This window comes from Rhizobiales bacterium NRL2 (assembly GCA_001664005.1).
Taxonomy (GTDB): Bacteria; Pseudomonadota; Alphaproteobacteria; order Minwuiales; family Minwuiaceae; genus Minwuia.
Genome location: CP016093.1, coordinates 3,701,346 through 3,713,475 on the forward strand (window position 1 = coordinate 3,701,346; position 12,130 = coordinate 3,713,475).

Sequence of the window (12,130 nt, forward strand, 5' to 3'; positions counted from 1 at the left end):
ATAGTAACCTCCTCACTGGGCCATGCTTGTCGCCGAAGTAACTTCGGCCAACAAGACTGCGATACGCTGGACCGCATCGGGCGGACAGTCGAAGGCGTCGTCCGCATCCACCGCCCTGCGCTTCCGAACAAGGCAGGCCGCGACAGCGGCCTCAAGGTCCGCGTCGTGACGGACGACATGTGCAACGGGACTGCGGTCATAAGGCAGTATGCTCTTCTCCCCCGTCGAGTCCCAGACCACCAGCGACACGCCGTTGAAAATGGCGAGCAGCCCTACCGTCGAGCGGAAAACGATCACCGCATCGGAAGCCTTGACGACGGAGACAATATCCTCGTCGCGCAGCAGAAGCACCCTTTCGGCGACCGCCGGGAATTCGCGACGGAATTCGTCCAGACCAATGGAAGGATGCAGCTTGACCGCGAAGCGCCAGCGATCTGCGGTTTTCGCTGCCAGTTCCCCGATGACCCGCACCTGTGACGCCAGATGTCCACGATGGCCCGGCGTCATGTACGTCACCAATGGTCTCGAATCCGTCGGTAGCTCGAGCGGGACGGCGTCTTGGAACTCCCGACGCCAGTGCGCGAAGACCGGCTGACCAGTGACACGGACAGAATGTGACGGCAGACCCGCCTTGAGCATCCGCGCGCGAACAAAGTCGTTCAGCACGCCTATTTGGGAGGGACGGTCGTCGGAGGCGATTTGCACACAGTTCTCCTCCAGCGGCCGCTCCCCCAGCATGCCGTAGCCGTAGTGATCCTCGATCAGAATACCAGGAACGCCCCGGGCCCGGGCCACACGCATCGCCGCCAATTCCATGCGGACCAAACAGGTGACGACGACAGCGGCCGGCCGCTCCTGCTCGAACACACGGTCGAGAAAGCGCGTCGGCTGGAAAACGCGGCGGCCCTCGCGGCCATAGGCCTCGCGCGCCGCAGTCTCGCCCCGTTCCGCGATCAGGTCAGTCATTGACACGCCCAAATAGGCACAAGACTCTTCGAACGATACGCCCGAGGACGGCTCCCAAAAAGGCTCCGCGAGTTCGCGGCCAATCTGAAGCGCATCCTCGTAGCCCGCCATCGGCAGATAGTCCGACACCTGCCGGTAAGGCACCTTATGCGGGCGGAGAATCTGAGGCGCGTTGGTTAAAGCCAGCACCAGGGGATCGAATCGCGGGTCGGCCCGCAATAACGGATAGACATGACGGACGATGTCGGCGTGGCCACCGCCATAGGTCACGAACAGGATGCGCCGGGCACTCATTCCTCGGCCGGCCAGCGCGCCAGTTCAATGCCAGCGTCCAACAGTTTCTGTCGAGCACTGGGGAGCCCTGAGCCGACGAAATTGAACAGGTTCGCTGTCGCTACGGCGTCGATCTCCAGCGCCGCCAGCGCGGTTTGCAGGTGCAGGTGGTTGCCGGCGCCGCCGGCCATGATGACCGGGATTTCCAGTCTATCGGGCAGAAACGCGAGCGCGTCCATGTCATATCCCTGCCCGGTGCCGTCCTGGTTGATCGAGTTAAGATAGATCTCGCCAACTCCCAAGTCGACAACTTGGCGCAGATGCGCGGCAAGATCGTTCTCCAGCTGCCGCGCTCCGTTCTCAACATGGACGGCGTACTCGCCATTCTTCTCCCGCCGGTAGTCGACTGAGGCGATGACACACTGCGCCCCGAAGGTCCGCACCAGCAGCCGCACAAAGTCCGGGTCGTCGGCGAGCGCCGTATTCACCACCAGCTTGTCGGCGCCGGCGGCCGTCATCATCCGCGCCTGTTCTTTGGTGCGCAGCCCGCCGCCCAGCGCCACCGGCATGAAGCAGCCTCTGGCCACTGCCCGTGCCTGTTCACAGAAGCGCTCGGTGTCCGCGCTCTCCCGACTGGCGTCGAGGATGACAAGCTCGTCGATCGAGGTGGAGATATTGGAGAAGCCGTAGTTGCGGTTGAGCCAGTTCACGTCGCCGACTTTCTGCAGCCTGAAGTTTCGGCTCAGCATAAAGTGCCCGCGGTCGTGGATCAGCGTAAAGATCAGGCGCTTCTTCAGCATCAGAAAAACTCAATGAAGTTGCGCAGGACTTTGAGCCCGTTGGTCTGACTCTTTTCGACGTGGAACTGCGTACCACATACGTGGCCGCGCTCCACCGCAACAGTGAAGCTCTCGCCGTGGCTGCAAACGCCGGCCACCGCGTCCGGATCGACCCCGGTCATTCGGTAGCTGTGGGTAAAGTAGAAGTCGGCCGCCTCGCCCAGTCCCCGCATCAGCCGGCTTTCCCGCGGGAACCGCACGGTGTTGAAGCCAACATGGGGAATCTTGAGCCGTTTCTCCCAGTCCTCGTCAAAACGAAAGCGCCGCACCTCACCGCCGACATAGCCTAATCCGCGGCTCTCGCGGCCTTCTTCACCGGCGTCGCTGAGAACCTGCATGCCGACACAGATACCCAGCAGCGGAACGCCCTCGTCATCGACCTTCTCGCGGATCGCCGCCTCGAATCCGCGTCCGCGGATATTCGCCATGGCGTGGCCGTAGGCACCAACGCCGGGCAGGACAAGCTTGGTTGCCCATCTGAGTTCTTCCGGCGCAGTCGCTACCTTCACCGGAGCACCCAAGTGTTCGAAGGCGCTCACGACCGAGCCGAGATTGCCTGCCCCATAGTCGATGATGGTGATCATCGCAACCGCCTCATTCGACCTCGAATTTCGGCGCCCAGCGGTTGTTGGACTTGCGGAACAGGTCGCGGTTGACCCAGCGGTCGAGCACCGCGTCGAATTCCTCCTGGGTCATCCGGTAGTAGTCCAGATAAGTTTCGATGAATTCTTCAGGATACTGTCCGTCATACATCCGGACCAGATGCACCGCCTGCTCGCGCGTCATCGCGCCGCGCCGTATCTCAATGCCAGCGTCCTGCAGCGCGCGGCCGAAGCCGAATTTCAGATACATCAGATAGGTGTGGAGCGCGTAGAGTGCCTGATCGTTCTGGGCGAAGTTCGTGAAGGTGCCAGAGTTCGCCATGTCCACCTCCTTCAGTCCGCAATATTCCTTGGCGACCAGATAGTTGCGGTAGGAATCCCAAGGCTCGAAATAACTGAGGTGGGTCAGCGTGAGCTGATGGTCGCCAAACTCCTTGTCGGTCGGGAACTTCCAGAAATAGAGGTCGCCGTCCGGTACCTCGAGCAGTGAGCTGACCTTGTCATAGCCACGCTCCAGATAGACGCGCTTGATGTATTCCACATCGAAGAACGGCCGATTCATTGTCTCGGTGGAGCCGCCGTATTCGATATCGCCATCCTCGGCATACATGACCAGGGGGATATTGAAGTTGAGCGCCGTGCGAATCACTGACGAAAGGATGGCAATCAGCCAGCCGTAATAGGGGAAGCCCTTCTCGATGAAACCGTACTTGTTGTAGAGCTGCATCGTCCGCGCGTTCGGCGTGACGTGGACATGGTCGTAGCCGCTCTCGATGAACGCCTTCAGGTTCTCGTTGCCGATCTCCATCTCCAGCGGCGGACGGACGGTCACCGTCAGCGGGTTCATTCCGTATTCGTGCTTCATCTTGTAGGCGACGTACGAGCCGTCCTTCCCGCCGCTGACCGGCACGAGAACGTCGAATCCCCCTGTCGTGGAACGGTGCTTCTCCAGCAGATCGCGCAGCTGCTGCTGTCTCGGGCCCCAGTCCATGGTCTTCTTGGCTTCCATCCACTGGCAGGCGTTGCACCACCCCCGTTCGTCCCACTCGATCCGGGGACGGGTCGACATGTTGAGGCAGTTCTTGCACCAGAAGACGTCAGCGGTCATGGAAGCGGGAGTCCGTTGCAGTTCTCTATGAGGGAAACCGGGGCCGTCAGTAACCCCAACGGCCGTTCACGTCCAGAAACCAGTTGAGGATTTGATGAAGGAAGCGTGGTTGTGTCGCCTGATCGCCGCATCGCCGCATCGCCGCATCGCCGCATCGCCGCATCCTGCGACCTTACAACATGGTCGTCAAAAGACTACTCGGGTGCTAGACGATCAGGCACGCTTCCAGGAGGGAGCTGCCGGCCCACGGCCTCGCAGAGGCAAAACGTACTTGCTTGTCCGAAGCGCAAATCCATGAACGACATTCTGCCCATACTTTCCAAGCCGCCATTGCACGATGATGTCGTCCTGATCGACGGGTTGGCCCGTTCCGGCAAAAAGCTGACTTGCCGGCTGACCTGCTGGCTGGAGGACATGGATTTTTTCCAGTATATCTTCTGGGTTGAGCGTTTCAGCTATCTGCACTTGCTTGGCGCCATCCGAACCGACGTCGCTGTCAGCAACATCCAGGCCGCGATCGACGAAGCAATCTATTCGCGCTCCATTGGCCGGATGATGAATACACGGCTGTCGGATGCTTCCTCCGTTCTCAGTTCACCAGAACCTGAACTCTATCAGCAACGCGCCCGTGAACCGGACGGTTCTGTGGCGATGGAAAAGGTAAGAACCGCCAGACGGATGATGCCATTTCAGACACACTATCTGATGGCAAATCCTGGACCTTCCATGCAGGCGGTCAGGACACTGAAGATGCTGCATGTGTCCCGGCACCCAATTGCCATTGCCGAAGACTGGTTACGCCGTGGTTGGGGCGACCGCTATGGTGTCGATCCGATCGCATTTGAAGTACTGGTCGAGAAGAATGGCCAGACCGTCCCTTGGTTCGCAGCCTTTAGTGACGACGACTACGCTGCGATGAAGCCATCTGAACGCTGTATCGCAAATGTAATCGACCTGCAGGCGATGAACGACAGTGGGTTTGAAACGCTCAACGGCGCAGAGAAGGCCCGTGTGTATCGCTTCTGTTTTGAAGACCTGCTTTCCTCCACCGACGATATGGTCACCGATATCGCCAGTTTTCTTGGAAGAAAGCCCAGGTACGACCTAGGACTTGTGCTGGAGGAACAGAAACTGCCAAACCGAGGTGCAGCAGGGCCATACGATCACGAACTCGCGAAACTAATGCTAACCGCGTCAGAGCCATTTGTTGCACGGCTGGCAAAGGCCTCGCGGGCGTACGAGGCCCGTTGGGGGCTGGAGCCGACTATGTTTCCGGAGTACCGAAACAGATGAGCGATCAAGTCTATCGCACTTATTTCGAGGCCGAGGCCGAACAGTGGATGGACGAAAGCTACAAGGGCGATGCGTCCGTCTATCCCACGGCCGAACACCGCGCCCGTATCGTGCTGCGCCACGCAGGACAGGCCGGGCGTTCCCTGCGAATTGCCGATCTGGGATGCGGCGGCGGCGGCGTTTCCATTCCGCTGGCGCGCGCAGGCCACACCGTGGTCGGCGTGGACCGGTCCGAGGCTATGCTGGAGCTGGCGCGCGACAGTACCAATGGGCAGGACGCGGAGGTCGCCGCACGGTTGGAGTTCAAGCTCGGTGATGTGCTCGATCCGCCTGTCGATCCCGAATCTTTTGACATGGTAATTGCCATGGGTCTGATCGGATACCTAGAAGACGAGTCCCTGCTTTTTCAAGTGGCATACAAGTTGTTGGCGGATCGGGGCGAACTGTTGGTCTCCTGCCGGAATCGCCTGTTCAACCTGAACAGCCTTAGCTGGCGTACCCGGCGGGAGTTCGGCAAGGACGATATCGACGCCCTGCTTGCGGAGATGGAAGGCTGCTACAAGCCCGTGTCTAATAGCAGCCTGGTCGCCTTCCTTGCCCGGCTGGATGCCGTTGTGCGCGACCTGCGCGAGCAACTGGATGACCAGATTAAATCTGGCGATGACAGTCCGGCTTCTGCGATGGTCAATCTCTTCGAGCCAGCGGCGGATCGCATTGAAGCGCGTCAACAGACCCCTGCATTGATGGCAGCCCTTGCCAAAGCGAACGGGTTCGGGATGGGCAAGGTCTGGGGTGTTCATCCACACATGCTTGATCCCAACGCCAATGGGTTGCTACCTGCAGGTGCCTTCGTCGCCTTTTCGAAGGCGATGGAAGCACTGGACGAGGAACCAGTCAGTCTCGCTTGGTCGTCGGTCTTCATCGGGCAGTATGTAAAGCGCTGATCGCGTACCATTTGGCCAAACCGCGAGCGCCGCATGAAACTGCCCTTCGGCGAAAGAACCAATCTCTGGATCCACCGCCGCTACCGGGAACTGCTTTGGCCGAACTACGGCCTGCACAGCCTCTACCTGGCGGCGCGGGGGCGGCGTGTCGAGCCGTCGTGCGCGGATCTCACGGTCGAGGGCTTCGGCCGCTCCGGCAACACTTATGTCGTCCACGCCCTGGAACTGAGCCAGCAGCGCCCGCTGCGCATCATCAGCCACTTCCACTACCCGATCGCGGTCGGGCGCCCGGCGCGCGCGGGAGTGCCGGTTTGCCTCGTGCTGCGGCATCCGCTCGACAGCATCGCGTCCTACTGCCAGTACAGCGACTGGTCGCCCCAGCGCTTCATCGACGATTTCGTGGCCTATCACACTTATGTCCGGCCCTATCTCGACAGCATCTGCGTCGCTCGGTTCGAGGATTTCACGGTCGACTTCAACTGCCTGGTCCGGGCCATGAACGGCGTCTACGGACCGATCCTGGACGAGGTCGAGGACCAGAACGGGTTCAGCGACCGGGTGTTCCGTCGGATCGAAGCCCGCCAGCCCGGCGGGCGCGTCGACGAGCTCCGCGTCCACCGGCCGTCGGAACTGCGGCGACGCCGCAAGCCGGAGATCGTTGCCGACATCGAGGCGAACTACGGTCGCGGCATGGCCGAGGTGATGGCGCTCTACGACGTCTACCGCCAGCGCGCCGAAGCGCTGCAGCCGGCATGACTGCCAACCCGCCAGCCGGTGCGGCCGCGGGAAGCCGCCGGTGCTGAAGTCGGTCCTGAAATCCGGATTCGCCGTCGCCGCGGCCGTCCTCCTCGGCCGGGTGCTAGGCTTTGGGCGCGACGCCACCGTGGCCGCGACCTTCGGCATCGACCGATCGGCCGACATCGCGGTCTTCCTCATCGGATTGCCGGACTTTCTGATCAACGTTCTCGGCGCGGGCGGGTTCACCGCCATTCTGGTCGTCCACTACCGCCAGAAGCCGGCGGAGGCGGCGCGGCTGATGTTCCAGGCCGGCCTAGCCGTATTGCTGGGGGTCGGCGCGCTGGCGCTGGTCCTGATCGCCCTGCGCGGCGGTCTGGTCGACGCCCTGGCGCCCGGCTTCGACGCCGCGGCCCGCGAGCGCACCGTCGACCTGCTGCCGCTGGTCCTGCTGTCGGCGCCGATCGCGGCCATGACCGGCGCATCGATCGGCTTCCTGCAGGCGAAGGGCCGCTTTTTTGTCGCCGCCTGCGGCGCGGCCATCATCAACACGGTGCTGATCGCGGCCATGCTCGGCGCGCAGCCCGGCCGGACGCTGAGTGTGCTGGCCGCGGCCATCCTCGCTGGCGCGCTGCTGCGCTGGCTGGTGCAGGCCGCCGTGATCGGGCGCGAAGGGATCGGCGGGATCGCCTTCCGGCCCTGGCTGGTCGACCGCTCCCTGATGAAGGCCTTCGTCCGGGCCGCGGCAACCGAGGCGGTCGTCTTCTTCTATCCCTTCGCGCTCCGCGCCATCGCCACGCTGTTCGGCGTCGGCGCCCTCGCATCGGTCAACTACGCGACCAAGCTGGTGCAGTTGCCGCTGGGCGTCGTCGTCATGACCCTGACGACGATCCTCCTGCCCCAGCTTGCGGGCCTCGCCCCGCGGGAAAGGAATGCCGCCGACCTGGGCCCGTTCCGCCGTCTGGCCGTTCATGGCCAGTTCTGGATCCTAGTGCTGAGCGCGATGGCGGTCGCCGTCCTCGTGGTGCACGGCAGCTGGCTGGTCCGGCTGGCCTTCGGCTGGGGCGAGATCGGCCCGGACGGCCTCGCCGCCATCGCCAGTTTCACCGCGGTCTTCAGCCTCAGCCTGCTGCCGATGGGGTTGAACGTCTTCCTGCGCCGCGCTCTCAATGCGCTGGGTGAGACAAAGTCTCCAATGTCGGCGGAAATCGCCGGCTTCGCAACCTTCATAGCGAGTGCATTCGCGGTCATCGCCGCGGATGGTCCGCTGGAGGCCGTACTGCTCTGCGCCGCTGGGGGTTGCTTCGTCTCCATGGTCATGCTGCTCGCTGCCATGTCGCAGCGCGGCGTGCCGCTCGTGCAGGAGTTCCGCCGTCCCGGCCTCTGGGCGGCCGTGGTTCTGTCGGCGCTGGCGACGGCCGCGCCGGGCCTGATTCTGGAGCGGCTGGCCCCCGGCCACGCCTGGCTGCCCGCTATCGCCATCGCCCTCGGCGGATTGGCCGGCCTATGCGCGGCGCTGGCGGTGAACCGCGAGGCGCGGGCGGCGGTCAGGACCCTTTTGCCGCGCCGTCAGTAGCTGTTGAGCTTGCGGAAGACCGCGGGCGTCAGGTCCACGGTCTCCAGGAAGCCGGCGATGCGCGGCGCGGTCCGTCCGTCACCCCAGAGATTGGTGTACTCGCCGCGCCCTGCCGCCAGCGCCTGCCGGATTCCCGCCGCCAGAGACGCCGGCCTGTAGTCCGGAACGTCGATCACGTTGGCGTTGCGCAGGCGTGCATTCTGGCGGTCGCCGACATTGACGCAGGGAATGCCCAGGCTGGCCGATTCGATAACGCCGCTGGAGGAATTGCCGATCAGCAGATCGGCCGCCGCCAGCCAGTCGAGATATGCGGGGCGCGACAGGTGCGTCTCCCGGCGCAGCGCCACCGGCGATACTTCCGCGAAGCGGTCCGCCGCCCGGCGCACGGCGACGCCGCCGGCGTCCGAATTCGGGGCCAGCAGCAGCATCTGCAGACCCTCGGCCGCCACAGCCGCGAGCACCGCCGTCATCTGCTGGCCGCCGGCGGCGGCGTCCTGGACGACGGGATGAAACAGCACCACGGCCACCGGCCGCGCCGGATCCAGCCCGGCCTCGGCGCAGAGCGCCGCGCGGTCGCGGCCGCCGCGTGCGCCGATGTCGTCCAGCCCCGGCGCGCCCACCACCCGGATGCGCCAGTCTTCCTCGCCCATGCGCCGCAGCCGTTCGGCGGCATCCTCGGTCGCGGCGAGATGGAGGTGACAAAGCTTGGAAATCGCGTGACGCACGGGCTCGTCGACGGTGCCCGACCGCTCGCCGCCATGTATGTGGACGCCGGCGGCGCCCGCGTGCAGGGCAGCGATGGCGCCGGCCAGCATCTCGCCGCGGTCGCCCAGCAGCAGCACCATGTCCGGGCGCTCGGCAGCGAAGGAGCGGGACAGCGCGACCACCATCCGCCCGATGGCCGCACTCATCGTCCCGGCGTCGTCCATTTCCCCGTCGTCGGCGTGCTCCGCCGGCACCAGGTCGCGGATGGTGAATCCGCTCGCCTCGATCTCGCTCACGGTGCGGCCATGACCGGGCGAGAGATGCATGCCCGTCACCACCAGCGAGAGATCCAGGCCGGCACGGCCATCGATCTCGGCCAGCGTCCGCCGCATCAGTCCGAAATCCGCCCGCGTGCCGGTGACGTAGACCACGCGCCGGGTCATGGCTGAAGATCGTTCCATTCGATCGGCGCCCCCGCGCGGCCGGCCGCCTTCAGCCGCCGGCCCGCCAATTCGTCCAGGTGCCGGGGATGCAGTCCCGTCTCCGGCCGCAGCACGGCGATGTCACCGGGCGTCAGCACGTGACCGGCTGGCAGGTCGCGCTTCAGCTTCAGGCCCCGACGGGCGACGGCGCGGGTCTCGAGTTCGTCGGGCTGCGGTATCTTCTCGCCGCTGCCCAGCGCCTGCGCCACTTCGCGGATGCCGGCGGCCATCGCCGCAAAGTCGTCCGGCTCCAGGGAGGCGGCGTGATCCGGCCCGGCCATGGTCCGGTCCAGGGTGAGGTGCTTTTCGATCGCCACCGCACCGAGCGCCACCGCCGCCAGCGCCGCCGCGGCGCCCAGCGTGTGATCGGAATAGCCCACCGCCCCGCCATAACGCTCCCGCAAGGTCGTGATCGCCCGCAGGTTGGCCTGCTCGACCGGGGTCGGATAGGCGGAGACGCAATGAAGGATGGTCAGCCGGTCCCGGACGGGCGCCAGAGCCGCGACGGCCTCGTCGATCTCGGCGAGATCGGCCATGCCCGTCGACAGGATCACGGGCCGTCCATAGGCCGCCACCTGGCGCAGCAGCGGCAGATTGGTGACATCGCCGGAACCGATCTTGAAGCGGTCCACGCCCAGCTCGGCAAGAGTCTCGGCCGATCCGGCATCGAATGGCGTCGACAGGAATTCGATCCCCAGTTCGCCGCAGCAATCGTAGAGCGCGGCGAGCGCCGCCGCGGGCAGGGCGAGACGGCGCAGCATCTCGCGCTGATCGTCGATCCCTGTCGCCCGCTTCTGGTAGGCCGCGGTGGCGGCGTCGGCGGCGACCAGCGCATCCGGATCGAAGGTCTGGAACTTGACCGCGTCGGCGCCGGCGCGGGCGGCCGCGCGCACCAGTTCCAGGGCCAGTTCCGGGTCGCCATTGTGATTGACGCCGGCCTCGGCGATCACGAGGACGTCCGGCGGCGATGCGGTGTCGGCAGCGTTCATGGCGGCAGGGTTGTGGGCCGCACCGTTCCTGTCAACGCGCCTGTCGATCCATGTTCGCGTAAACCCGCCGCAACAGGGTCTTGAGCCGCGCCACCTCCTCCGCCCCCAGCCCTTCCAGCGCGCGCGCCTCGTAGTCCATGGCAAGCGGTATGAGCTCGGCGGCGATGCGGCGGCCGGCGTCGGTCCGGACGACGCGGACCACGCGCTGATCGGCGTCCCTGCGGACGCGCTCCACCAGCCCCTTGCGCTCCATCTGCTGCACCAGCCGGGTCAGCGTCGAACCCTCGATGGAGGTCGCCTCCGAGAGTTCGCCCATGCGCAGCGGGCCGCGGTCGTTCACCGCCGCCAGCACCCGCCACATCTGCAGGCTGACGCCGCGCCGCCGGGTCTCCGCCGAGAAGGCCTCGGCGATGCGGCTGCCGGCGCGGTTCAGCAGATAGGGAAAATAGTCGTCCAGATGCAGGTTCTGGTCCTGCGCCGCCCGGCTCATGCCGCCCGGATCGCCGTGTGGGCGCCCTCGAAGGCCGGCGCGATCTCCTCCATGAAGCGCTGCATCTGCTCCTTGACCATCGAATGGGGCTTCTGGCCGTAGTTGAAGTAGAGAATGACCTCCGAGATTCCCGCGGCCTCGACCGCCTTCAGGTCTTCGATGATCTTCTCCCGGCTGCCGACCAGCACCGATTTCGAGGTCAGCGCCTCCGGTTTCATCTCGTTGAGCAGGCGGACGATCTCGTTGAAGTACTTGTAGGTCGGCGGCGTCTTCGCCGGGTCGGCGGGAAAGGCGTCGATCAGCGCCTTCTGGAAATAGTTGATCAGCGACTGCCGGCCATAGGCGTCTTCCTCGGGCGTGTCGGCGATGTGGATGAAATAGCTGCACATGGCCTGACGCGCCGGCCGGTCGTGCTTCTGTTCGCATTCCTCGCGATAGGCCTGCACCGCCTCGGCGAGGCTGCCGTAGACCATCGCCGCGGCGAAGGGCGCGTAGATGATGTTCCAGTCGCGCCGCGCCGCCAGTTCCATCGACGGACGGGAAAAGCAGGCGACATAGGGCCGGAGCGGATCCTGCACCGGCTTCGGGCGGACATCGACATCCTCGAAATTGTAGAAGCGGCCCTTGTGGGAGAATTTTCCCTTCTCGGTCCAGCACTTCCAGACCACGTCGAGGCCTTCGGCGAAGATCTCCGCGCTTTCCTCGAAGGGCGCGCCGAAGGGATCGTATTCCTTGCGGTCATAGCCGCGGCCGGCGGCGAAGTCGACGCGCCCGCCCGACAGCAGGTCCAGCGTCGCCCAGTCCTCGGCCACCTGGATGGGATTGTGCACCGGCAGCAGCACCACCGCCGGCGCCAGCCGGATGCGTTTCGTCGCGCCGGCGACCTGGGCCAGCAGCATGTGCGGGCTGGCGTTGACGCCCAGCAGGTTGAAATGGTGCTCGCCGATCCAGGCGGAATTCAGACCCACCTCCTCGGCGTAGAGCGACTGTTCGTAGATCTCGCGGATGAACTGCTCGGGGCTCCGCGGATTGTCCGGATAGCGGTTGTCCGAAAGCGTGAAATAGCCGAAGTCCATGACCCTGCCTCCCTGTCTCCTGACGCAAGGTAATTTGCAAATACAATAATTG

General features: G+C 64.6%; 12 protein-coding genes. 4 read left to right on the forward strand and 8 right to left on the reverse strand.

What is annotated here, in order from left to right; genetic code table 11:
• Positions 1-12: 12 nt before the first annotated feature.
• From TEF_17270 to TEF_17285, 4 genes are read right to left on the reverse strand one after another with little or no spacing between them, the layout of a single operon-like run.
• Entirely contained in the window at positions 13-1,260 is a 1,248-nt protein-coding gene (locus TEF_17270) for a hypothetical protein (GenBank protein ID ANK82345.1), read from the reverse strand.
• On the reverse strand, positions 1,257-2,039 hold the full coding sequence (locus tag TEF_17275) for an imidazole glycerol phosphate synthase cyclase subunit (protein ID ANK82346.1): 783 nt from the start codon (positions 2,037-2,039) through the stop codon (positions 1,257-1,259). Before TEF_17275 ends, TEF_17270 begins: the two co-directional genes overlap by 4 nt.
• Positions 2,039-2,662, reverse strand: a complete 624-nt coding sequence (locus TEF_17280) for an imidazole glycerol phosphate synthase, glutamine amidotransferase subunit (protein ID ANK82347.1) — start codon at positions 2,660-2,662, stop codon at positions 2,039-2,041. Before TEF_17280 ends, TEF_17275 begins: the two co-directional genes overlap by 1 nt.
• 10 nt (positions 2,663-2,672) lie before the next feature.
• On the reverse strand, positions 2,673-3,788 hold the full coding sequence (locus TEF_17285) for a legionaminic acid biosynthesis protein PtmG (protein ID ANK82348.1): 1,116 nt from the start codon (positions 3,786-3,788) through the stop codon (positions 2,673-2,675).
• Positions 3,789-4,082: 294 nt separating this feature from the next.
• Between TEF_17285 and TEF_17290 the strand changes: the two genes are divergently transcribed.
• Genes TEF_17290 through TEF_17305 form a run of 4 tightly spaced genes read left to right on the forward strand, consistent with a single transcriptional unit; the run spans position 4,083 to position 8,336 of the window.
• Positions 4,083-5,081, forward strand: a complete 999-nt coding sequence (locus TEF_17290) for a hypothetical protein (GenBank protein ID ANK82349.1) — start codon at positions 4,083-4,085, stop codon at positions 5,079-5,081.
• Entirely contained in the window at positions 5,078-6,025 is a 948-nt protein-coding gene (locus tag TEF_17295; protein ANK82350.1) for a hypothetical protein, read from the forward strand. The genes TEF_17290 and TEF_17295 overlap by 4 nt, the downstream gene beginning before the upstream one ends.
• Positions 6,026-6,058: 33 nt before the next feature.
• The gene (locus TEF_17300) at positions 6,059-6,781 is read left to right on the forward strand and encodes a hypothetical protein (protein ANK82351.1); all 723 of its coding nucleotides are present in this window, start codon (positions 6,059-6,061) and stop codon (positions 6,779-6,781) included.
• A 40-nt stretch (positions 6,782-6,821) separates the two neighbouring features.
• On the forward strand, positions 6,822-8,336 hold the full coding sequence (locus TEF_17305) for a hypothetical protein (protein ID ANK82352.1): 1,515 nt from the start codon (positions 6,822-6,824) through the stop codon (positions 8,334-8,336).
• Here the strand turns inward: TEF_17305 and TEF_17310 are convergent.
• The 4 genes from TEF_17310 to TEF_17325 are packed head-to-tail and all read right to left on the reverse strand — an operon-like array spanning position 8,330 to position 12,078.
• Positions 8,330-9,484, reverse strand: a complete 1,155-nt coding sequence (locus TEF_17310) for a UDP-N-acetyl-D-glucosamine 2-epimerase, UDP-hydrolysing (GenBank protein ID ANK82353.1) — start codon at positions 9,482-9,484, stop codon at positions 8,330-8,332. The two genes, TEF_17305 and TEF_17310, sit on opposite strands and share 7 nt — an antisense overlap.
• Complete coding sequence (locus TEF_17315) at positions 9,481-10,512, reverse strand: hypothetical protein (protein ANK82354.1); 1,032 nt, start codon at positions 10,510-10,512, stop codon at positions 9,481-9,483. The genes TEF_17310 and TEF_17315 overlap by 4 nt, the downstream gene beginning before the upstream one ends.
• A gap of 31 nt (positions 10,513-10,543) precedes the next feature.
• Positions 10,544-11,002, reverse strand: coding sequence for a hypothetical protein (locus TEF_17320; protein ANK82355.1), 459 nt, complete (start codon positions 11,000-11,002; stop codon positions 10,544-10,546).
• On the reverse strand, positions 10,999-12,078 hold the full coding sequence (locus TEF_17325; GenBank protein ANK82356.1) for a hypothetical protein: 1,080 nt from the start codon (positions 12,076-12,078) through the stop codon (positions 10,999-11,001). Before TEF_17325 ends, TEF_17320 begins: the two co-directional genes overlap by 4 nt.
• Positions 12,079-12,130: the final 52 nt, after the last annotated feature.